Here is a 22289-nt window from a genome sequence, read left to right as displayed (position 1 = left end):
CGAAAAGCTTGGCTGGCTTGTGGCGTTCTTAGCCGAGCAGTTCAAGGAAGTCGGAGGCGACCTTGCCGGGACGCTCTCCGGGGATGAAGAGGCCGCCGATGACGGCGACGCAGTCCGCACCTGCGTCGAGGACGCTCTGCGCGTTCTGGCGCGTGATGCCGCCGATGGCCACGATGGGCTTGCGGGTGAGAGCGCGGGCGCGGCGGAGACCTTCGAGGCCGACGACCGGGTCGGCGTCGAGCTTGGTCCCGGTGGCGAAGATGGGGCCGATGGCGACGTAGTCGGCGCAGCCTGCGTCTGCGGCCAGCACCTGCTGGTCGTTGTGCGTGGAGACGCCGACAAAGGCGTCGGTCAGCAGAAGCTCGCGGACCTCGGCGGGAGGCATGTCGGTATGGCCGACGTGTACGCCGCTCCAGCCTGCGAGCCTGGCGAGATCGGCACGGTCGTTCAGCACGAGCTGGCAGTGAGTGCCGTCGAAGGCGTGCTTGATGGCGCTGGCCGAACGCAGGACCTCCTGCGGTTCGCCGCGCTTGTCGCGAAGCTGGAGGAGTTTGACCCCGGCGCGGGCGAGTTCCCCGGCGAAGCAGCTGACGCGGATGCCGCGGCGGTCGAGGGTTTCTTTGTCGAGGATGGGGTAGAACTTCGGCAGCATCGTCATGGCTGGAACGCCTCTATGGGACCGGATAGCCCGGCAAGGTGGTTAGTGTGCTCCCGAATGAGGGAGAACGGCAAGTACTCTGCGTAACCGTTTCGTAATTGTTTCCGCCTGTGCGAGAAGAAAGGCCCGGCTTGCGCCGGACCTTTTCTTTGAGTCATTTACGGAGAGTTCTTCAACTAGCAAGCGAGCTTACTTGGTGAGGAAGCGCTCCATGAACTTCGTGTCGAAGTCTCCCTTGCGGAAGTCTTCGTCCTCGAAGATGCGCTGGTGCAGCGGGATCGTGGTGAAGATGCCTTCGACGACGAACTGGCTGAGCGCACGCTGGGTCTTGGCGATGGCCTCTTCGCGGTCCTTGCCGTGGCAGATGAGCTTGCCGATCATGGAGTCGTAGAACTGCGGAACGACGCCTTCCTGATACTGGGCGGTGTCGATGCGCACACCGTTGCCGCCGGGGACGTTGAAGACCGTGATCTTGCCGGGGCTGGGGGTGAACTTCTCGGGGTGCTCGGCGTTGATGCGGCACTCGATGGCGTGGCCGCGAATCTCCGGGTACTCGGGGACGATGTCGGAGAGCTTTTCGCCGGCCGCGATGCGGAGCTGGGCCTTCACGAGATCGACGCCGGTGACCATTTCGGTGACGCAGTGCTCGACCTGGATGCGGGTGTTCATCTCGATGAAGTAGATCTCGCCGTCTTCGTCCATGAGGAACTCGATGGTGCCGGCGTTCCAGTAGCCGATGTCCTTGAGGGACTGCTCGATGACGTTGCCAAGCTTCTTGCGGAGCTCGGGCGAGACCTGAAGCGAGGGCGCTTCTTCGATGAGCTTCTGATGGCGGCGCTGGATGGAGCACTCGCGCTCGCCGAGGCTCATGACGTTGCCGTGCTCGTCGGCCAGCACCTGGAATTCGATATGGCGCGGGCGCTCGATGAACTTCTCCATGTAGAGGTCGCCGTTGGAGAAGGCGTTGAGAGCTTCGGTGGACGCCGAGTTGTAGAGGTCAGCGAGCTCTTCGGGGGCGCGGACGATACGCATGCCGCGTCCGCCGCCGCCTGCGACAGCCTTGAGGATGACTGGGTACTTGATCTTCTTTGCGGTGGCGAGCGCTTCGTCGACGTCCTTGAGGATGCCGTCAGAACCCGGAAGAATGGGCACCTTGGCGTTCTTCATGGTGGTGCGCGCGGTGGCCTTTTCGCCCATCATACGCATGGTGTCGGGCGGGGGCCCGATGAACTTGATGTTCGAAGCACGGCAGACTTCGGCGAAGTTCGCGTTTTCGCTGAGCAGGCCATAGCCGGGGTGGATGGCATCGGCACCGGTGATTTCGGCAGCAGCGATGATCGACGCTACGTTGAGGTAGCTGTCGGAGGACTTCGGAGGGCCGATGCAGACGGCCTCGTCGGCGAAACGCACGTGAAGGCTGTTGCGATCAGCCTCGGAGTACACCGCTACCGTGCGGATGCCCATTTCCTTGCACGCCGAGATGACGCGCAGGGCGATCTCTCCACGGTTTGCGATCAAAACTTTACGAAACATCAAATCCGTCCTTAGTTAGGAAGAACTGCTGGAAAGTCTCTGCGACTTAAGCAAACGCAGTTCCCTCCGAAACACGCTACTTGATTGCGAACAGCGGCTGGCCGTACTCGACCGGGCTGCCGGTTTCGACGAAGATCTTTACGATCTCGCCTGAGGCGTCGGATTCGATCTCGTTCATCAGCTTCATCGCTTCGACGATGCAGATGACCTTACCCTTGGAGACGTTGTCTCCGAGCTTCACAAAGGCGTCTGCGTCCGGCGAAGGAGCGGCGTAGAAAGTGCCGACGATCGGCGACTTTACGATATGCGCACCTGCGGTTTCGTCCACGGGAGCAGATGCTGCTGCCGGGGCGGTCGCGGGAGCTGCAGCGAGTGCAGCAGCCGGAGCCGAAGCTGCCGGAGCGCCTGCGGGGGCCGCATAGGTGATCTGTGCAGCAGGCTGAACGATCGCGTTCGAGAACTTCAGCGCTACCTTCACGTCGTCGCGCTCGAGCTCAAACTCGGCGATGTCGTTGGCCTTCAAAAATTCGACCAGTTCGCGCAGCTCTTTCAAATCCTGTCCTGAAGCCATTCTTGTCTTCCTTTTCCCTTCTTTACTTCTGAATCCAAACTTTGGGGCTTGCCGCGGTGATGACCTCGCAACCGTCTGCGGTGACCACTACCGTATCTTCGATGCGAATTCCCCACTCGCCGGGTAGATAGACTCCCGGCTCAATCGTTATCACCATGCCCGCTTCCAACCGTTGCGCTTGCTTGGCGGCTACTCGCGGACCTTCATGAATCTCCAACCCGACCCCGTGGCCGGTGGAGTGCGTAAACCATTTGTCCAACCGGGCCCGACGAAGCACGCTGCGCGCGGCTTCGTCCACCTCGCCGCAGGTCACTCCGGAGCGCACTGCGGCCACTGCCGCGTTCTGCGCTTCCAGCACCGAATGATACACGTCCCGCTCGCGCTTGCTGGCCTTGCCGCGATAGATTGTGCGGGTCATGTCCGAGCAGTAGCCGTTGAGCACGACTCCAAAGTCCACAGTGACGAAGCCTTTTCGCGGCAGCTTTGCGGCGCTGGCCTTGCCGTGCGGCAACGCGGAGCGTGTGGCCCCGGCGATGATCGTCTCAAAGCTCATGCCGTCGGCACCGGCGCGGCGGGCACCACTTTCGAGACGGAGAGCAAACTCCGCCTCGGTTTCGGTGCCGGTCAAAAGGGTGTCCAGATTGTCGTTGAAAAGCCTGCAGCCAAGTGCGGCGGCGGCGCGCATCTTTGCGATTTCGCCAACGTCCTTCAGCTCGCGGAGGCTGCTGACGAGGCCGGGCTTTGCGACAAGGAATCCGCGGCGAACGGCAGACGGGATGGCTTTGCGCATGGCTTCGAAGGCGGAGACGGTGGTTTCGGCTGGTTCAAAGCCGCAACGTTTTGCCCCACGCGCTGCCAGCCATGCTGCAGCAAGCGTGCCGGGAGCGCCTTTGCCGATCTTTACGCTCAAGCCTGCGGCCTGGGCTTTGGCCTGCGTAGTGTAGCGGCCATCCGTAAACAGAACCGCTGGCGAACCCTTCCGGATCGCCACGGCACCACTGGAACCGGTAAAGCCGCTCAACCAGCGGACGTCCGGGCCATGGGTTACGATCAACCCGTCGAGACCTGAATCCAGTGCGCTGCGCAGAGCTTTTTTGCGTCTTTCACCAAACTGCATCGTCTTCATTTTACGTCTTAAGAAGGGTACTTGTGAGAACCCTCTGAGGCACCTTCACGGAGCAACTTCGATCACTGCACGAGACGTTATGACATCAAGCCCGGTATCATGAAGCATGCCCAGGAGCTCCACCCAACCCAACTCCTCGGGGCCCTTCGACACGCGTCGCATTCACCTGGCCTCCGTTCGCACGCCTCGCGCGCCTATGACGCGCCGTGCCTTTCTGGCCGCTGCCGGTCTGACGGCCGCGGGCATCGGGACGTACTCTGCCACGCACGCGCGCCACGAGTTCTTCATCAATCAGCTGGAACTACCGATCCGGAACCTGCCTGACGCGTTTGTCGGCTTCCACATCGTGCAGATTTCCGACATTCATCTGCAAGGGTTTACCGAGCCATGGTTCCTGGAACGCATCCTTGCCAGCGTGAACAATCTGAACCCGGACCTTGTGCTGATTACGGGCGACTACATCAGCCGTGGGCCGCATCCTGAAAAGCATGCGTGGCGCTCCGCGGGGCTGTGTTCGGAGATTCTTTCCACGCTCAAGGCGCCGCAGCGCTTTGGAATTCTGGGCAACCATGATGTCGCGGTCGGGGCTGGCCATGTGATCGAGGCCATTGAGGCCCACGGTACGCCGATTCTCGTCGATAGCTACTTTGCGCTGGAGCGCGGCTCCGACAGGCTTTGGCTGGCGGGCTCAGACGACGCGAGCACGCGAATTCCCGATCTCGATCTGGCGATTCCGCAGGACCCTCGCGCGCCGGTGATTCTGATGGCGCATGAGCCGGACTTTGTGGACCACATCGTGAAGCATCCGACGTTCAAGAAGATCGACGTCGTACTCTCCGGCCATACGCACGGCGGACAGGTGCGCCTGCCGTTCGTGGGACCACTGATCCTGCCGCCGCTCGGCAAGAACTATGTCGAAGGCATGTTCCACTTCGACCACATGAAGCTTTATGTCAACCGTGGCATTGGGACGGTCGGGTTGCCGTTCCGGCTGAACTGCCCGGCAGAGATCACCAGCTTCATCCTGAGCCGCGCGTAACGCCGACTGAGTTCCAGGAAAAACAAAAGGCGCAGTCTGATCGCTTTCCGCGATTCGCTGCGCCTCATCTCTTAGCTTGCGGCTCTTTTCTTAGCGGGCTCGCCCCATGGGCTTCTTCGCTGCCGGGTCTACGTCGGCCGTCGAAGCGGGGTTAACGCCGCTCTTCTCGTCCATCCAGGAGTCGAGCAGGCTCTTGCGAAAGCGCCAGCGGTTGCCGAGCTTGAACGCAGGCACGAAACCTTCGCTGGCGTAACGGTAGAGCGTGTCGCCGCTAATGCCGAGATACTCCGCAGCCTGCCGAATGTCCATCACTTCGCGAACCGCAATCTGTCCCTGCGTACCTGCAGCCATGTCACTCGTCTCCTGTACGGCGAACTCCTGTTTTTTCCTGCGAGAATCCTTTTGTACCCGCTTTTCCACAGGGTTACAAGTGAAATCTCAGGCTGGCCTCACCTTTTCCATCACTCTTGGCGTTTCGGTAAACATAGCCTGTTGTTCAACTTGCTACGACTCACTCGTGCAACCCCTCAATCGAGCCAAGGTTGAAGTATCCGCAATAAAGCGAAGATTTTAAAAGCGTTTCCACCACGAAGACCGTGACGGGCTTCCAGCGACAACCTCCGTCGGCTGCCCGGGTTCGGGTAACCAGAGCGGAAGGTTTTGCTCATCGGCAATCTCGCACATACGGTCGATCGGCTGCTTCCAGCCGTGGAGCGCGAGGTTGAACAGTCCCCAGTGAATGGGAAAGAGAGGACCGCATTTCTCCGGGCCTCCCATGGCCAGGTAGGCCTTGGTGGCGTTATCGGGACCAAGGTGAATGTTCGACCAGAGAGGATGCGAGGCGCCGATTTCAAGCATGATCAGGTCGAAGCGATCGTATTGGGCGCCGATTTCGGCAAAGCCGTCCCAGAGGCCTGAGTCTGCGCCGTAGTAGACGCGATGCTGCGGGCTTTCGATCACGTAGGACGCCCATAGTGTTGAGTTTCTATCCCACGGGGTGCGGCCGGAGAAGTGACGCGAGGGCCAGGCGGTGATGCGCAGGCCACCGGCGAGCTCGCGACCGGGAACCTCTATGGTCTGCGTCCAGTCGAGGGCGGAGATTCGAGAGGTGGGGACGCCGAGCTTTTCGAGGCGCTTGCCGACGCCCGCGGCGGTAATCCAGGTAGCACGCTGGGTGGATTTAAGCGTGGCCAGATGCTTGAGGGTGTTTGCGCCAAAGTGGTCGTAGTGGTCGTGCGAGACGAGGATGACGTCCAGCTCCGGCATCTCTTCCAGCGTGAGTGTTGGAGCGAAGAAACGCTTTGGGCCGAAGAACTCCACGGGGCTGGCGCGCTGCTCCCAGACGGGATCGATGAGAACGCGGAGGCCGTCGATCTCCAACAGCATGGCGGAGTGCCCGAACCAGGTGACGCGCAGGCCGCTTGCGGGCGGCGTGGCGTAGAGGCGGGTGTCGGTATGGAAGGGGCCGAGCGGCTGCTTTGGTTCGCTCTCTTCTTTATTGGTGAAGTAGAGAGGCAGAACCTTCAACATAGTTCCGAAGTCACCAACAGTTGTGGGGACGGGGTTGAGGTACTTCCCGTTTTCTTTACGCGCGCGGCCAAGCAGACTCATCCGCCGTTGGATGCTCCGCTAAGGCCGCTCGATTCGTTATGGCAGAAAGTAGAACGGGTTTGGCAGCTTGACGCTGGTTTCGGCACGCGGTTCGCCGAGCAGGTCGCTCCACTGGTCGCCGACGCTCATGACGATACGGTAGCCCCTACCGGCGATCTTTGCCCGCTCGCGTGACTTGTAGGCGATGGTGGAGAGGCCGTTTTCGTCGCCGTTGCGCAGAGCCAGCCCGGTGTAGCCGCCGAAGCCTGCGGCTTTCAGATTGCGGATTGTGGCGGCGGTCTGGTTTTCGCGGCTGCTGGGCTTGCCGGGTTCCTGCTCGCCGGAGCGGCCGGTTATAAAGAAGACGGCGACGCCGAGTTTCTTCGCCTGATCGAAGAAGCGTTTGGCTCCCGGGATGGTGACGGCGGACTCGGGGCTGACGATCCAGGCCTCGTAGCTGGCACCAATGTAACCGAAGTCCTCGCGCTTGATCTCGCAGTAGCCGGAGAGCGTGGTCTCGTCAATATCCATGACGACGGCGAGCTTTTCGCCGGGGTGCGCGGTCTTTGCAGCCACGCTGAGGGCGTCCTGCGCGCGGCGGTACTGCTCGTCGAGCTCTGACCAGTAGCATCCGCTGTCGCCGACGCAGTCAGCGTAGTCCGCTACACGCATCCGCGAGATGGCGATGTTTTCTACCGGTTCATGGGAGGGCAGGGTGCGCGTGAGGCCGAGCCAGGATTGCGACTCCCCTTCGCGCTGCTCGGCTTCTGCGGCAGAGGCCGAGCGGCGATGAGCGGAGGTATGGACGCCGACACAGTCGGTTGGCGGGCCGAAGTGATCTGTAGGAACTGTGGGCACCTGCGCCCACAGGACACCACTGAACGAAACTGCGGCCGCCAGGGCCAGCGTCAACCTACTCCGCATATATCTCCTCGATCTTGTTCTTGTACTTCTCGTTGATGACGCGGCGCTTGAGTTTCATGCTGGGGGTTAGCTCGCCGGAGTCAACGGTCCACTCTTCGGGTACGATAACGACTTTTTTAATCGATTCAAAGTGCGCGAGAGAGCCGTTCACCTTTTCGATGATTGCTTCATAGGCCTTTTTGACCTTGGGATCGTTCACCATAGCCTGCTCGTCGGCGGTGCTGACGCCGTTCTTCTCGGCCCATGCCTTGAGGGGCTGTATGTTGGGCGAGATGATGACGCTGACGAACTTGCGGTTGTCGCCGATGAGCGCGGCCTGGCCGACGAGAGCGTCGACCTTCAGCTTGCTTTCGATGGGCTGCGGCGCGACGTACTTGCCGCCGGAGGTCTTCATCAGCTCTTTCTTGCGATCAGTGATGGAGAGGAAGCCGTCTTCGAGCTTGCCGATATCACCGGTCTTGAACCAGCCGTCCTCGGTGAACTCCTTCTTCGTGGCTTCTTCCTTCTGCCAGTAGCCTGCAAAGACAGACTCGCCGCGGACTTCGATCTCGCCGTCGGAGGCGACGCGTGCTTCCATGTTGGGGATCATGGGGCCGACGGTTCCCTGACGATACTGGGCGAAGGTGTTGCGCGAGAGCACGGGCGAGGTTTCGGTAAGGCCGTAGCCTTCGAAGACGCGAACGCCGACGTCGAGGAACCACTCGGTGGTTTCCTTGCCGAGAGGCGCGCCACCGGAGATGAAGACGCGGGCGCAGGTGCCGAAGGCTTCACGAATTTTGACGAAGACGAGTTTGTCCGCGATGGAGTACAGAAGGCCGCCGGGCTTCTTGCCTGCGGCCACTTCGGCGCGGTGCTTTGCGCCGACGCCGAGCGCCCAGGTGAGGATCGACTTCTTGAGGCCGTGGCTCTTGCCTTCCACAGCTTGACGGACCTTCTCAAAGACGCGCGGAACCGCGAGGAAGATCGTCGGATGAACTGTCTTCATGGCCTTGGGCAGGTCTTCGAACTTGGGCAGGTAGGCGAGCGTGGCTCCGTTGACGTAGAGCGCGTAGTCAAGATGCCGGGCCAGCGCATGGCTGAGCGGAAGGAACGAGATGCAGGTGCCGGTCTTGTCGATGTAGAGATCGTCGGTGGAGTAGCGCAGGTTCGAGGCCAGGTTGTTGTGCGTGAGCATCACGCCCTTGGGGTCGCCCGTTGTGCCGCTCGTGTAGATGATCGAGGCGAGTTCTTCGGGCTGCGTTTCGGCGAGTTTCGCTCGCAGGGCGTCGTCGAAGGATTCGAGCGAAGGAGCGTCCTTGAGGATGTCGGAGAACTTCTCTGCTCCTTCGAAGTCGCCTTCATCGAAGACTGCGACGTGGTTCAGATCAGGCAGATCACCCGCGGCAAGGAGCTTGTCATATTGCTCGCGGCTGTCGAGGAAGATTGCCTTGGCGCCAGCGTCACGCAGGATGAAGCCCATCTGCTCGGGCGTAAGGGTCTGGTAGAGCGGAACGTCTGCGGCGCCGGAGGCGAGCACGGCGAAGTCGACGATGGGCCACTCGGGGCGGTTGTTGCTGACGAGGGCGACGCGATCGCCGCGCTGAATGCCCCAACGCTCGAGCGCCTGCATGACGGCACGGACGCGGCCGACCATCTGGTTGGCGGTGATGGGTTGCCAGCTATCGCCTGCCTGTTTCAGCGCGACCGTTTCGTCGCCACGCTCTGCCACCTTCACAAACACATCGTTGATCGTCTTCAGATCGAGCATCTTTGGGTCTCCATCGGCCCACAGTAGAACCCATTCAAGCTAACAGAACGAAGGCCCCGCGTGAGCATCCTTACTGAGATGCTCACGCGAAGCCTGAAGCCGCTTGAATTGACTCAACTGATTGAAGAAACGCTACTTCTTATTTGCCCCCGCGACTTTGGGGAAGTATCCGCTGCGGGTGCGAACCTGCAGGCCACGATAGCCCTTTTCCTTGGCTTCCACGTGAATCTGGCGATAGCCGCCGTTTTGTGGCGGGTTGGTGGACCGATAGCCGATGGTGTACTGGGTACGGATGTCGGCGGCAACCTCACGTGTGATGCCGTCCACCTCCTTCAACGAGCGCGGGAAGTAGGCTGCGCCGCCGGTCTGCGTGGCGAGTTCGGTGAGGACTTCGCGCGAGTGACGGGCTTCCGAGCGGCTGACGTCTTCGCCAAAGAGCAGGCCGATGCAGTAAATCACCGGGCCATCGAGGTTCTGGACGCGACGAATGGCTGCTTCGAGCGAAGCGCTGGAGGCGTTGTCGTCGCCGTCTGTGACGATGAGCAGGACCTGCTTGGGACGCTTGGCGTTCTTGGACAGATAATCAGCGGAAGCGACAACGGCGTCGTAGAGCGCGGTGCCGCCGCTGGACTTGATGTAGCTGAGGCCCTTCTGCAGCTTGGTGATGTCGCTGGTGAAGTCCTGATCGATGTAGGCCTCGGAGCTGAAGTCGACGAGGAAGGCTTCGTCCTGTGGGTTCGAGAGCCGGACAAGGTCGATGGAGGCGGCGTCGACGGAGGTCCGCTTGTCGTACATCGAGCCGGAGCTGTCGATGAGGATGCCGAGCGAGACGGGGAGATCTTCGTGGCGGAAGCCGATGATGTTCTGCAGGACACCATCTTCGTAGACGCGGAAGGCGGATTGCGGGAGCGAGTCCACGGACTGGCCGCTGCTGTCGATGACGGAGGCGTTCAGGCGAACCTCGTAGGCGTTCGTCTGCAAGGTGAACTGGCCGTTCTGCTCGACGACCTGACCAACTCCGCCGATGGCCTGTGGGGCCTGGTCGGCGGGGGCCGAGGGGACGACCTGCTTGTCGGGATCGGGCGAAGGAACGGGGTCGCTGTCACGCGTGAGCGCATCGGGGGTACGCTGGGTCGTCGTCGGCTGCTGTGCCGAGGCGGAGAAAGTCACGCCGAGCAGACCTGCACTCAGCAGGCCGGTGTACAGCAGGCACGCTTTTCGCGAACCGGGAGCTAACAAGGTGCGGCTCCAAATCTTCCAGTTACTGCAACCGTGCATAACCCCCCTCACGACCCTCTACAAACACGTTTTAACCGCTGACCGAGGCTTTCGTCGCCTATTCAATGTACGACACGGTCTTATCGGCTTTCTATTGGACGCTGATTCTCTTCAACAAGTTCACTTGGCGTCTTTGAGTCACTGGAATCATCCGTTGAGGTCTGATTGCTCTTTATGATGGCAGGAGATGTTTTTGCGCCGTACCTTCGTCTGGCTGACTGCCGCTGCCGTGGCTATGGCCGCCCTGCTTGCGTTTCTGCCAGCCGCAGGGCATGACCAACTTTGGCTGCTGTATGTGGCCGAGCATATGCGGCAGGGCGAGACGCTCTATGGGCCGACGCTCTTTGAGTCCAACCCGCCGCTGATTGTGTGGATTTCCCTGCTGCCCGCGATGGTGGCTCACCTGCTGCATCTTGAGTCTGCGACGGTGGGCAAAGCCCTGCTGCTGCTGCTGGAAGCTGCGGTGGCGATGCTGGGGATGCGGCTGCTGACACGGCTTTCGCCGACGCAGAAAGCGATGCTCGCATTTGCGGCTGTGGTTGTCTACAACGTGCTGCCGGCGCGTGATATTGGACAGCGCGACCATATTCTGGCGCTGCTGGTGCTGCCGTATCTTCTGCTCGTCAGCCGCGAGTTGCGCGGGGAGCGGACGCCGCTGAGCATGGGCGTTCCGGTCGCACTGCTGGCGATGGTGGGGTTCGCTCTGAAGCCGCAGGAGGCAGTGGTTGCGGTCGTGCTGGAGGCGGCGTTACTGCTGCGACGCAGGAGCCTGCGTTCCCTGCTGCGGCCTGCGCCGATTTGTTTTTTGCTGGGAGCCGCGCTGTACTTCGAGCTGATTCGAACGCTGGCTCCGCTGTATCTTTCGAGCATTCTGCCGCTTCTGCGCGAGACGTACTGGGCGTTCGGGCATCGCACGGTTCCGCAACTGGCCTTCGATGCGATTGAACTGCATATTCTGCTTGCGATTACGGCTGTGTTTTACTTCGTTCGCAAGCCCGCGAGCACGTTGCCGGAAACTCTGCTGCTGGCGGGTGCGGCGGCGACCGGAGCCTACTACCTGCAAGGTACAGGGTGGTACTACCAACAGCTTCCGGGGCTGGCGTTTACAAGCTTTGCGCTGGTGGCTTTAGTGCTGCCGGAAATGGATGCTATCGACGTGCGCACGCCCCGCTGGGTTGCCACAGCGGCTGCTGCGCTGAGCGTGCTGGCGGTGGCGCTGACGACGCACTTCATGGGCTATCCGTTTACGCGGGATCGCTCCTTCCCTATCGACCAGCCGGACGCGAGTTTCTTTGCCGGGCTGAAGCCTGGTGACGCTGTCGCGACGCTAACCACAACGGTCGACGACACGGTGATGCCTGCAGCGAAGTTCCACCTGACGATCGCGCAGCGGTATCCGCACCTCTGGATGCTGCCCGCGATTCTTCGCAATGAAAGCGGCACCGCACCCGCTGCTCACAAGATGACGCCGGAGCAGTTGACGAAGATGGAAGACGCGCAGCATCGCTTCTTTCGCGAAGATATTCAACGCTGGCAGCCAAAGTTGATCCTTGTGAACCGCTGCTACGACCCCGCCGTTCACTGCCAGGTGCTGGAGGATCGCCACGACGATCTGCTGGCCTGGTTTGCTCGAGATTCCGCTACCCGCGCGCTTCTGGCGCATTACTACCCCGTAGATTCACGGGGAAACTACGACGCTTTCGAGCGCCGCTAACCGCACAACCCACGGCTCGATAGAATAGAGACACTCATGGCACGCTTGTATCCGTTCCGCGCACTCCGTTACGACACCACTCGCGTCAACATGGCTGACGTTGTTACGCAGCCCTATGACAAGATCTCTCCTGCGATGCAGGAGGCTTACTATGCGGCCAGCCCGTATAACCTGATTCGCGTCATCCTCGGCAAGAAGAACTCGACCGATGATGAGCTGGAGAACGTCTACACGCGCGCGGCGGCTACGCTGAAGCAGTGGCGTGAAGAAGAGATTCTGAAGCCCGAAGCCGAGCCCGCTCTCTATGGCTACTCGCAGACGTACACCGTGCCCGGCACGGAGGAAGTACGCGAGCGTCGCGGTTTTATCGGCCTCGGTCATCTGTATGACTATGCCGATAAGATCGTCTACCGCCACGAACAGACGTTTCCGAAGCATAAATCGGACCGCCTGTCGCTGTTCAAAGCGACGCGTGCTTACTGCGAGCAGATTTACATGCTCTACTCCGACCCGACGTTCACGGCGGAAGAGCTGATCTTCGGCTCCAAGGCGGGCGAAGCGACGAAGCCTGCGGACCTCGAAATCACGGACGAGTATGCCGTTGTGCATCGCGTCTGGAAGCTGGCGGATCCGACGCTGATCAAGCAGGTGCTGACGGCGATGGACGACAAGTGGCTGCTGATCGCCGATGGTCACCACCGCTACGAGACGTCGACGGCGTACATGCAGGAGCGCGCTGCGGAGCTTGGTATCGACGAGAAGACGGCACAACCGAAGCTCGACGAGAACGGCCTGCCCGTGCCGGCGTTCCCGGAAGCGGCGATGATGATGACCTTCGTCAACGCAGATGCGCCGGGAATTACGATTCTGCCGACGCACCGTGTGGTCTTTGGGCTGATCGGCTTCAATGGCCGCGAGTTCACCCAGAAGGCGGAAGAGTTCTTTACGGTCGAAGAGATTCCGACGACGGTGAGCGGCCACTATCCTGGCGCGACGGCCCTGCTGGACAAGCTGAACTCCACGCCTGGCGTTGCGTTTGTCGCAGCGACGCGTGATGGCGACTTTCTGCTGACGCCGAAGCCTGAGGCTGTGGCTCCGCTGGTAGCAGAGCTTTCAGCACGCAAGGCAGCACTCGACGTGACGCAGCTGCACAAGGTGGTGCTGGAGAAGCTGCTCGATCTGAGCGAAGAGACTGTTCGTGCAGGTTCGAACGTTCGCTATCTGCGCGAGGCCCCTGAGGCGCTGGCGCAGGTGGGCAGCGGAAACGCGGATGTCGCGTTCCTGATCAAGCCGGTAACGCTGGAGCAGATGAAGGACATATCCCTGAACCTGGAAGTGATGCCGCAGAAGTCGACGGACTTCTATCCGAAGCTGCTTTCGGGATTGGCGATGTATACGCTGGATGAAGCGTAAGAAATAATCTCAACGAAAAGCGAGTGGCCCGTAGTAAATCACTACGGGCCACTCGCTTTTTCGTGATTAACGAGAGCTGTTACTCCACCGGCAGCTTTGCTCGATACCCGTCGCGGGCGATCACGGAGTACTTGAGCGGCCGGCCCTTCTCATCCTGCATCTTTAACGGCTTGCCTTCGCGGTCGACCAGGTAGACCTTGATCTTGCGGTAGGTGCCGTCGTTCTTCGAGTTAGTCGGGCGGTAGGTCAGCACGTACTGGTTGCGGATCGACTCGTTGATCTGCGAGAAGATGTCGGGTAATGCTCCCTGGAACATGGGCTGGAAGCTGAGGCCGCCGGTCATGTTCGCAATCGCTTTCATCTGATTGTCGGCCTGCAGGTACGTCATACGCGTGATCGGCCCCATACCGCCGTAGCCATCAGCAAGCGTGCGCACTAACTGACCGGTGCTGACGGTGAAGATGGTGACGTTGGGGGTCGCCTTCACCTTGGCCAACATCTCGTCGAGCGTCAGCTTCGACAACGAGTCCACACCCGAACCGATGAGGATGATGTACTTGCGACCATCGATGCGCGTGAGGCGGTCGAGCGTTTCGTAGAGCGCGTCGAACATGTTCGTTTCGCGGAAGCCTGGAATGACAAGACTGCTCAGGGCGGCGTCGACGGTTTCCTTGTTGTTCGTAAAGTCGGTGAGGATGCGCGGGCGAATGTCGTAGGTCTCGACGGCGATGTAATCGTCGGGCTGCATGGTGCGGAAAAACGCGTCGGAGGCGTTCTGCATGTCGCGCACGAAGGGGTAGGAGGTGGAGGCGAACTCCAACAGCATGACGGCTGTGATGGGGGTCTTGGTGAGGCGCAACGAGGTGACGTTCTGCTCGACACCGTCCTCGACGACGAGGAAGTTTTCGGGCTTGAGGCCGGGAACGAACTGGTGCGTTTTATCGAGGATGACGTTGACGTCGAGGTTCACCATGGGGACGTCGACACGCAGGGAGAAGGTCTGATTGTCGGGGTTCTGCACCTTCTCTTCGGCGGGCGCGGGTGGGGCCTGGTCTTTCTGCTTCTGCTCGTCGGTCTTCTTTGGCAGCACGATGCCGTCGTTGCTGGTCGCGGGGCCGTCGTCGCTGGAGGTGGGTGGAGGTATTTTCTGCTGCGGCGACGCGGGTTCCTGCGTCTGCGCGCGCAGAGTGCCCGCCAGAGATAATCCAGCGGCCAGCACTGTGGCAGCCAACCAAACATTGCTTCGCCCGCACAAACGCATCGTCAAACGCATCCCCAGCAATCACCTCGCGATACCAGCTTAGACGGAGGCAGGCTCTGTGGGTGGTACATGGAGCGAAAAGTGCAAAAGCCCTCGCCGGAGCGAGGGCTTTTGCGGAAAAGTTTAGCGCCTCCTATCAAGGGAACAACCGGTGGGGGATCGTCCCGACCAGAGGCGCACTCAGAAGTATGACACAAACAGCCGGGGAGGACTACGGCCAAAGTCGTTGCACGGGCTGACCCGTTAGACTGAGACTCTACGTGCGCTTCGAGCTTTTCATTGCCGCCCGCTACCTCCGAGCCCGACGCCGTCAGCGCGTCGTGGGACTCGTGACCGGACTTTCCGTTCTGGGCATTGCGGCAGGAGTAGCTTCGCTGATTATTGCGCTGGCGATTACGAACGGAATGCGCCGCGATATGCAGGACCGCCTGGTGGGCGCTTCGGCGCATATCCAACTGATGCGTACAGCAGGCGACGGCATCCGCGATTGGCGTCCCCTGCTGGATCGGCTGGCGAAGGTGCCGCATGTGACCGCAGTTGCTCCGGGGCTTTATGGACAGGTGCTCGTCAGCCGTGGAGCGCGCTCCGGGGGCGCGTTGATCGAAGGCATTGTGCCTGCGGATGAACGCCGCATCGGCAATCTGCTGGCATCCATTACTTCTGGCTCTGCGGCGGAGCTCGAGCCTCTGGCGACCGATAGCGTTCCTGCGGTGGTGATGGCTCCGCCGATTGTGCTGGGGCATGATCTGGCCGACACGCTGGGCGCACAGGTGAACGATACGGTGCTGGTAACCAGTCCGCAGGGCGAGTTAACGCCGCTGGGGTTGGTCCCCCGGTACCAGAAGTTTCGCGTCGCGGGAATCTTTACCTCGGGCTTCTACCAGTACGACTCGGCGTATGCGCTGATGCGGCTTTCGGACTCGCAACGGCTGTTTTCAGAGCCCGACCTTATCAGCGTGATGAATGTGAAGCTGGACGATCTGTACCGCGCGCCGGAAGTTGCGCGAGTGCTGGAGAAGACGGCCGGTGCGGGCTTTGCGGCGACGACGTGGATTGACCAGAACCGCGAACTCTTCCGTGCGCTGAAGCTGGAGCAGGTGGTGACATTCATCGTGCTGGCGCTGATTGTGGTGGTGGCGGCGCTGAATATTCTGATCGCGCTGACGATGATGGTGATGGAGAAGACCCGCGACATCGCCGTAATGATGAGCTTTGGCGTTTCGCCCGGGCAGGTGCGAAGGATTTTCCTGTGGCAGGGATTGCTGATTTCTGCGACCGGGACCGTGATCGGGACGGTGATTGGGTACGTCGCGAGCCTTCTTGGGGCGCATTTCCGGTTCATTGCGCTGGATGCCAGTGTGTACTCGATCAGCTATCTGCCGTTTGCTCCGCGATGGACGGATGCGCTGATTGTGGGCAGCGTTTCGTTGCTGATCTCGCTGCTGGCGACGCTTTATCCGTCGCGCAATGCGGCAAATATTCTGCCTGCTGAGGCGTTGCGGTACGAGTAGTCGCGGGTTCGGTTCGGCTATTGCAGCATAAGGCTATAGCGGGCTGGGATTGTGGTGTCGAGCGCTGACGATGTGTGTCAGCAGCGTCGGGGTTCGCTACACTCGTTGCATGTCTTCGAATCAGCGAGTCGCGGTGCTGGGCACCGGAAAAATGGGCGGCATTTTGCTGCAGGCGTTTCTGAACAAAGGCCTGTTCAAGCCGGAACAGATTTATGCCACGGTGGCGCATGCCGAACGCGCTACGACGCTGGCGGCGCAGCTTGGGGTGAGCGTTGGCACCGACAACGTGGAAGCCGCGCGTGGAGCTTCGATTGTGCTGCTCGGCGTGAAGCCGCTGCAGATTGCCGACCTGGCAAAACAGATTGCGCCGGTGCTTGCGCCGGGGGCGATGGTGCTTTCGATTGCGGCATCGACGAAACTGGGGACGATTGAAGAAGCGATGGGCGGTGAGCCTGCGGTGATTCGGGCAATGCCGAATACTCCGGCCAAGATTGGTGCGGGAGCTACGGCGCTTTGCCGCGGACGGTGGGTTTCCGATGAGCAGCTTGCGCTGGCGGAGAAGATCTTCCAGACCGTGGGCCGCACGGTGATTGTGGACGAGAAGCATATGGATGCGGTGACAGGGCTTTCGGGCTCGGGTCCGGCGTTTATTTACATCATCCTGGAGGCGCTGGCGGAGGCTGGGGTGAACGTCGGTCTGCCGCGGGATATTGCGACGCAGTTGGCGGCACAGACGGTGTATGGGTCGGCGAAGATGGTGCTGGAGACGGGGGCGCATCCTGCGCTGCTGAAGGATGAAGTAACGACTCCGGCGGGCTGCACGGTGGATGGGATTCTGGAGCTGGAGGCTGGAGGGCTGCGGATTACGCTGCTGAAGGCGGTGAAGAAGGCTGCGGAGCGTGCGAAGGAGCTGGCTGGGTAGGTTTTGTGACTCCGGGAGTGAAAGCTTCGACGCAGAGGGCTCTACGGGCGCAAAGGTTACGCGAAGGGTTCTTTCAGCGGGTGGAGAAGGCTGAAGCGCAGAGCTAAACGCAGAGGATTATCCGCTGGGTCGATTAGCGTGCCAAGGTGATGCGGGTGTGACCGGGGGCACAACGGCAGAGGACGGCGCGCTCGTACAATCGACGTATGGGCCGTTCTTTTTCGCTCCGCGATGGACGCGGGCTTCCCGCGTTTTCTCTGCTTACGCTTGGCTGGATGGTGTTAGTCATCCTGGAAGGCGCGGTGGTTCGCGCGACGAGCTCCGGTGGGGGCTGTGGTAATCACTGGCCGTTGTGCAATGGGGACTTTGTGCCGCATCATCCGCGGCTGGCCACGATCATTGAGTACACGCACAGGTCGATGACGGGCATCTGCGTGATGCTGACCGTGGCGATGATTGCGTGGGTGTTTCAGGCAAAGCCGAAGCTGCATCCGGCACGTCGCGCGGCGGTTTGGTCAGGCGTTCTGTTGATTACGGAAGGCGCGCTGGGCGCGGTGCTGGTGAAGGGTGGGTATGTCGAAGGCAACACGTCGACTGCGCGCGTGATTGTCCAGTGCATCCACTTTACGAACACGATGCTGCTGGTGGCGGCGATGGCGTTGACGTGGTGGTGGGCTCGGCAGGCGAGCGAGTCGCCGCTGCCTTCTGCTAACGATATTTCACTGCGCGGTGTGAGTTGGACGGCGCTGGTTGCCACGATGGTGACGGGAGCAACGGGGTCGGTGGCTGCTCTGGCCGATACACTCTTCCCTTCACCGAGTCTGCGCGCAGGGCTGGCTGCGGACTTTGATCCGAACTCTCCGCTGCTGATCCACATGCGATGGATGCATCCTGCGGTCGCGCTGGTGAGCGTGGTGTGCGTTGTGTGGCTGGCAGTGAGGCTGCGGAGCACGGCTACGCGCTGGTTGATCTCTTTGGCTGTACTGCAGATGGTGCTAGGTGTGGTGGACGTACTGACACTAGCTCCGATCACGATGCAGGTTCTACATTTGCTGGGAGCGGATTTCTACTGGATTGCGCTGGTAGTAGCAAGCGGTGATGCCCTGCAGAGGGCGCGGAGCAGAGTGTTTGCTCAGGCAGCCTCGACAGGGCATCAGGGCGCGTACTAGCTGGCGTAACACCAGCCGGTGCGGCTAAGGGTTGTTCGGTACGGGCTCCTTGCCCTCGATGCGGCGGCCAACGTTGCGCGTGCCGGTAGCAGTCTTCTTGGCAACCTTCTTTGTGCCGTCAGCCGTTTTCACAGCCGCCGTTTTGGTGCCGGACTTGGTCTTGTCGTAAGCCTTCACGGTGCCAGACTTGGTCTTCTCCGCGCCGGTCTTCGTGCCGTCTTTGGTCTTGTCGTAGGCTTTGACGGTGCCGTTCTTGGTCTTGTGGGCAGCGGTCTTGCTAGCGTCCGCCGTGTCGTGTGCGGCGTTCTTGGTGTCCTGCTTCACCTGTGCGTACATAGGCGTCGAGAGCGCAAGAACTGCGGCTGCGGCGACGGTGCCCATCATCAAGCGTTTCATCATCGTGCTTTCCTCCATAAAACTCTTTCGGTGTGAACCTTCTAACTTTGATGCGCGATCCACATCTCCGGTCGCCTGCGAACGGCTGGCATGACGTACAATTAGAAATGTCCGAGAGATCGGGCGGTTAGCTCAGTTGGTTAGAGCGCCTGCCTTACAAGCAGGATGTCGGGGGTTCGAGTCCCTCACTGCCCACCATTCCCTTCTCCATGACTTTGCCCCGGCTAATCATCAACGCTGACGATTTCGGGCTGACTCCGGGCATCAATCGCGCAATTGAAGAGTTACACCAGGCAGGGGCTTTGTCCTCTGCGACGCTGATGGCCAATGGGCCTGCATTTAACGATGCCGTAGCGATCGCCAAGCGCAATCCCGGGCTGGGGATTGGCTGCCATGTAGTGCTGACTGATGGCATGCCCGTGTCGCATCCGCATGACGTACCAACGCTGCTGGGGCCGGATGGAAAGACCTTTCGCAGCTCTCTGGTGGACTTCTTTCTGGCAGTGTTGCGTGGGCGTGTGAGCGAAGCCGATGTGGCACGCGAAGCACAGGCGCAGATCAGCAAGTTACAACGGGCAGGGCTGGATGTAACGCATGTAGACACGCACAAGCACACGCACATGCTGCCGAAGGTGGCACGGCCGTTGCTGTTTGTCGCAGAGCGTTGCCGCGTAGGGGCGATCCGCAGCCCGTTTGAAGATCACTGGTCGCTGGCGGTGTCGCACTCGGATGCGATGCGGAAGCTACAGGTGCGGGTGCTGTGGCATCTGCGGAAGAAGTTTGTGGCGCTGCCGCAGATACGGTCTGGCGCGGTGGCAACGACGGACGGAACGCTGGGAATCTCTGCCACAGGGCGGCTGGATGGAGCGACGCTGGAGCAGTTGCTGCGGGTGATGCCCGAAGGGGCTTGGGAGCTGGTGTGCCATCCGGGCTATAACGATCGCGATCTGGATGCCGTGACGACTCGGCTGCGGTCTTCGCGTGAGGTGGAGCGCGATGCCCTACTGGCGGCGTTTGCCGATGGTCGAAGTTCGGAGCGGGTGGAGCTTTTGCACTATGGAGCGTTGGGGCCGTTTGCGCGGCTGCGCGAAGTAGGCCAGTTTGAGCCGAATACCGGCGAGGAAACACGGCTGTAGAGCGCAGAGGATAGAGGATAGAGTGTAGAACGTAGAGCGGCTTCGCTTCTACGCATCCGCATGATGGGAAGTTGTATCTAACTCTGTGACTATGCGCATTGGAATCACTTGCTATCCCACGTACGGCGGCTCTGGAGTTGTGGCAACGGAGCTTGGCATCGAGCTCGCAGCGCGGGGGCATGAGGTTCACTTCATCACGTCATCGCAACCGTTTCGGCTGACGGGGCGCGACCAGAATATCCACTTCCACGAAGTGTCGATGATGAACTATCCGCTCTTCGAGCATCCTCCGTACGACCTGGCGCTGGCGACACGCATGGCGGAGGTGGCGGAGTTTTACTCGCTCGATCTGCTGCATGTTCACTATGCGATTCCGCACTCGGTGTCGGCGCATCTGGCCAAGGAGATGCTGCGGGCGAAGGGTATCCATCTGCCGTTTATTACGACGCTGCATGGAACGGACATCACGCTGGTGGGGATGGACCCGTCATATCTCCCAATTACTCGGTTTGGCATCGAGCAGTCGGATGGAGTGACTGCGATCTCGCAGCATCTCGCGGACCGCACACATGAGGCGTTTGGGACAACGAAGCCGATTGAAGTGATTCGGAACTTCGTGAACTGCGATCTTTACTGCCGCAATGCAGAGCGAGTGGCAGAGCTTCGGCCTAAGTTTGCGCGTGAGGACGAGAAGCTGCTGGTGCACCTTTCGAACTTCCGTCCGGTAAAGCGCGTGACGGATGTGGTGGAGGTCTTTGCACGGGTGGCGAAGGCGATGCCGGCGCGGTTGATGATGATCGGCGATGGACCTGATCGCTTCTCTGCGGAGTTCCTGGCAAAGCGGCTGGGTGTGTTCGACCGAATTCACTTTCTGGGCAAGCAGGACAATGTGAACGATCTGCTGGCGGTGGCCGACCTAATGGTGATGCCGTCGGAGATGGAGAGCTTTGGTCTGGCGGCGCTGGAGGCGATGGCCTGCCGTGTGCCCGCTGTGGCAACGCGCGTGGGCGGCGTGCCGGAGCTGATTGAGCACGAGAAGAACGGGCTGCTCTACAGCGTAGGCGATGTGGAGAGCATGGCGGCGGGAGCCGTGGCGCTGCTGAGCGATCCGGCCAGGCTGGAAGCGATGACATCGGCCGCCAGGAAGACGGCACAGGATGGCTTTTGCGCGTCGGGAATTATTCGCAAGTATGAGGAGTTTTACGCACGGGTCGTGGCGGAGTCCAAGCGGTCGTAGAGGTGCGTTTACCGCGAAGATTACCTCGCGGCGAAAGCTTCCCCGAGGCGATGGAGAGCGGCCTATGCTCAGAAACGGAGCGCTTCTGCGCCCGAGGATCGACTCGATGAAGTTCAAGGTTACGAGCCTGGCGGCTGCTTCTCTGTTTACCGTTGCGGTTGCTCATGCGCAGACCACCGGAGTGTCACACCCGGAGAGTCTCGACGACAACATTACGACGAGCGTTGCGCCTGCGCCGAAGCCGGTGAAACCTTCGCCGATGGTGACGGCAGCTCCTGAGGCGACTCCTGCTCCTGTGCTGCGGACGCATACCGATGCGGAGATGGCGACGACTGCGCCGGTGACGTATACCGCTGGCACAACCGTGCCTCCTATGGCGCGTGAGCCGCGAGATCCTTCCAACGAGATCACAGAAGCCGACAGCGGGATCGTGATGAGCGTCCCTGCCGGGCCGAACGAGTTGCCCGAGGGAACGGTGTTGCGGGCTTCGCTGGACAATACGATTTCAACGATGGATGCGAAGGTGGGCAGCCACTTCACGGCACATCTGACTAGCGACGTGCAGCGCAATGGCCGGGTGTTGATCCCCAACGGAGCTCTGGTGCGGGGACGCATCACGGAAGTCCGTGTGGGACATGGGCTGGGGTCGAATGCGATGCTTCGTCTGCAGCCGGACACGGTGACGATGCCGGACGGGATTCCCTACCCGCTGGACGCGCAGGTGATTGACCTTGCACCGAGCGATAAGGAAGTGAGCCCGAGTGAGTCGCATGTTTCGCGCGAAGGCGAGATTGTGGCCGACCGGCATGTGAAGGCCAAGGTTGCGGCGGTCTCTCTGACGACAGGCAGCGGTGCGGTCGCTGGAGCGTTGCTGGGCGGTGGTGTTGGAGCGCTGGTCGGAGCGACGATTGGCGCCGGGGCCGGGCTGGTTGTGCTGGCGAAGCAGGACCATCAGCAGACGCTGCCGGAAGGCACGGTGCTTGTGCTCAATCTGGATCATTCGCTGCAGCTGAATGGAAGGTAAGTTTAGAGCGTAGACAGTAGAACGCGGGGTACGGCTTCGG

At 60.8% G+C, this 22289-nt stretch carries 20 protein-coding genes and 1 tRNA gene; 10 read left to right on the top strand and 11 right to left on the bottom strand.

What is annotated here, in order from left to right:
* Positions 1 to 28: 28 nt before the first annotated feature.
* The 4 genes from thiE to PW792_06945 all read right to left on the bottom strand — a co-directional run bounded on the left by thiE (position 29) and on the right by PW792_06945 (position 3888).
* A complete protein-coding gene (gene thiE, locus PW792_06960) occupies positions 29 to 658 on the bottom strand; it encodes a thiamine phosphate synthase (protein MDE1161672.1) in 630 nt (209 codons plus the stop codon).
* A 189-nt stretch (positions 659 to 847) separates the two neighbouring features.
* Positions 848 to 2191 (bottom strand): acetyl-CoA carboxylase biotin carboxylase subunit, encoded by a 1344-nt coding sequence (gene accC, locus PW792_06955; GenBank protein MDE1161671.1) that lies wholly within the window; start codon positions 2189 to 2191, stop codon positions 848 to 850.
* Positions 2192 to 2267: 76 nt separating this feature from the next.
* On the bottom strand, positions 2268 to 2762 hold the full coding sequence (accB, locus tag PW792_06950; protein MDE1161670.1) for an acetyl-CoA carboxylase biotin carboxyl carrier protein: 495 nt from the start codon (positions 2760 to 2762) through the stop codon (positions 2268 to 2270).
* Between the two features lie 22 nt (positions 2763 to 2784).
* Positions 2785 to 3888, bottom strand: coding sequence for a Xaa-Pro peptidase family protein (locus tag PW792_06945; GenBank protein MDE1161669.1), 1104 nt, complete (start codon positions 3886 to 3888; stop codon positions 2785 to 2787).
* 196 nt (positions 3889 to 4084) lie between these two features.
* On the opposite strand from PW792_06945, the gene PW792_06940 reads away from it, so the two are divergent.
* Positions 4085 to 4927, top strand: coding sequence for a metallophosphoesterase (locus tag PW792_06940; protein ID MDE1161668.1), 843 nt, complete (start codon positions 4085 to 4087; stop codon positions 4925 to 4927).
* 90 nt (positions 4928 to 5017) lie between these two features.
* Here PW792_06940 and PW792_06935 read toward each other — a convergent pair whose 3' ends face one another.
* From PW792_06935 to PW792_06915, 5 genes are all read right to left on the bottom strand, one after another.
* Positions 5018 to 5278 (bottom strand): helix-turn-helix domain-containing protein, encoded by a 261-nt coding sequence (locus PW792_06935; protein ID MDE1161667.1) that lies wholly within the window; start codon positions 5276 to 5278, stop codon positions 5018 to 5020.
* A gap of 219 nt (positions 5279 to 5497) precedes the next feature.
* Positions 5498 to 6538, bottom strand: coding sequence for an MBL fold metallo-hydrolase (locus PW792_06930; protein ID MDE1161666.1), 1041 nt, complete (start codon positions 6536 to 6538; stop codon positions 5498 to 5500).
* Between the two features lie 36 nt (positions 6539 to 6574).
* The gene (locus PW792_06925) at positions 6575 to 7441 is read right to left on the bottom strand and encodes an HAD family acid phosphatase (protein MDE1161665.1); all 867 of its coding nucleotides are present in this window, start codon (positions 7439 to 7441) and stop codon (positions 6575 to 6577) included.
* Positions 7431 to 9188 (bottom strand): long-chain fatty acid--CoA ligase, encoded by a 1758-nt coding sequence (locus PW792_06920; protein MDE1161664.1) that lies wholly within the window; start codon positions 9186 to 9188, stop codon positions 7431 to 7433. The genes PW792_06925 and PW792_06920 overlap by 11 nt, the downstream gene beginning before the upstream one ends.
* A 132-nt stretch (positions 9189 to 9320) precedes the next feature.
* Positions 9321 to 10427, bottom strand: coding sequence for a VWA domain-containing protein (locus PW792_06915; GenBank protein MDE1161663.1), 1107 nt, complete (start codon positions 10425 to 10427; stop codon positions 9321 to 9323).
* Positions 10428 to 10659: 232 nt separating this feature from the next.
* On the opposite strand from PW792_06915, the gene PW792_06910 reads away from it, so the two are divergent.
* Both PW792_06910 and PW792_06905 read left to right on the top strand, forming a co-directional pair.
* The gene (locus PW792_06910) at positions 10660 to 12180 is read left to right on the top strand and encodes a hypothetical protein (GenBank protein MDE1161662.1); all 1521 of its coding nucleotides are present in this window, start codon (positions 10660 to 10662) and stop codon (positions 12178 to 12180) included.
* A 36-nt stretch (positions 12181 to 12216) separates the two neighbouring features.
* The gene (locus PW792_06905) at positions 12217 to 13593 is read left to right on the top strand and encodes a DUF1015 domain-containing protein (GenBank protein MDE1161661.1); all 1377 of its coding nucleotides are present in this window, start codon (positions 12217 to 12219) and stop codon (positions 13591 to 13593) included.
* A gap of 79 nt (positions 13594 to 13672) precedes the next feature.
* Here PW792_06905 and PW792_06900 read toward each other — a convergent pair whose 3' ends face one another.
* Positions 13673 to 14824, bottom strand: a complete 1152-nt coding sequence (locus PW792_06900) for a VWA domain-containing protein (GenBank protein MDE1161660.1) — start codon at positions 14822 to 14824, stop codon at positions 13673 to 13675.
* Between the two features lie 290 nt (positions 14825 to 15114).
* Here PW792_06900 and PW792_06895 point away from each other — a divergent pair, with 290 nt between their 5' ends.
* From PW792_06895 to PW792_06885, 3 genes are all read left to right on the top strand, one after another.
* Entirely contained in the window at positions 15115 to 16365 is a 1251-nt protein-coding gene (locus PW792_06895) for an ABC transporter permease (GenBank protein MDE1161659.1), read from the top strand.
* Between the two features lie 109 nt (positions 16366 to 16474).
* A complete protein-coding gene (gene proC, locus PW792_06890) occupies positions 16475 to 17287 on the top strand; it encodes a pyrroline-5-carboxylate reductase (protein MDE1161658.1) in 813 nt (270 codons plus the stop codon).
* Between the two features lie 206 nt (positions 17288 to 17493).
* Positions 17494 to 18456, top strand: a complete 963-nt coding sequence (locus tag PW792_06885; protein MDE1161657.1) for a COX15/CtaA family protein — start codon at positions 17494 to 17496, stop codon at positions 18454 to 18456.
* A gap of 24 nt (positions 18457 to 18480) precedes the next feature.
* Here PW792_06885 and PW792_06880 read toward each other — a convergent pair whose 3' ends face one another.
* Positions 18481 to 18855, bottom strand: coding sequence for a hypothetical protein (locus PW792_06880; GenBank protein ID MDE1161656.1), 375 nt, complete (start codon positions 18853 to 18855; stop codon positions 18481 to 18483).
* A gap of 118 nt (positions 18856 to 18973) precedes the next feature.
* Here PW792_06880 and PW792_06875 point away from each other — a divergent pair.
* From PW792_06875 to PW792_06860, 4 genes are all read left to right on the top strand, one after another.
* A tRNA-Val gene (locus PW792_06875) sits at positions 18974 to 19050 on the top strand.
* An 11-nt stretch (positions 19051 to 19061) separates the two neighbouring features.
* Positions 19062 to 19988, top strand: a complete 927-nt coding sequence (locus PW792_06870; protein MDE1161655.1) for a ChbG/HpnK family deacetylase — start codon at positions 19062 to 19064, stop codon at positions 19986 to 19988.
* A 91-nt stretch (positions 19989 to 20079) separates the two neighbouring features.
* A complete protein-coding gene (gene bshA / locus PW792_06865) occupies positions 20080 to 21225 on the top strand; it encodes an N-acetyl-alpha-D-glucosaminyl L-malate synthase BshA (GenBank protein MDE1161654.1) in 1146 nt (381 codons plus the stop codon).
* Positions 21226 to 21331: 106 nt separating this feature from the next.
* Positions 21332 to 22249 carry a hypothetical protein gene (locus PW792_06860; GenBank protein ID MDE1161653.1) on the top strand — a complete coding sequence of 306 codons (918 nt, stop codon included), beginning with the start codon at positions 21332 to 21334 and terminating at the stop codon, positions 22247 to 22249.
* The last annotated feature ends 40 nt before the right edge of the window (positions 22250 to 22289 follow it).

This window comes from Acidobacteriaceae bacterium (assembly GCA_028283655.1).
Classification (GTDB): Bacteria; Acidobacteriota; Terriglobia; order Terriglobales; family Acidobacteriaceae; genus Granulicella.
Note: the sequence above shows the minus strand (reverse complement) of the source record. Positions and strands in the feature narration are given on the sequence as shown.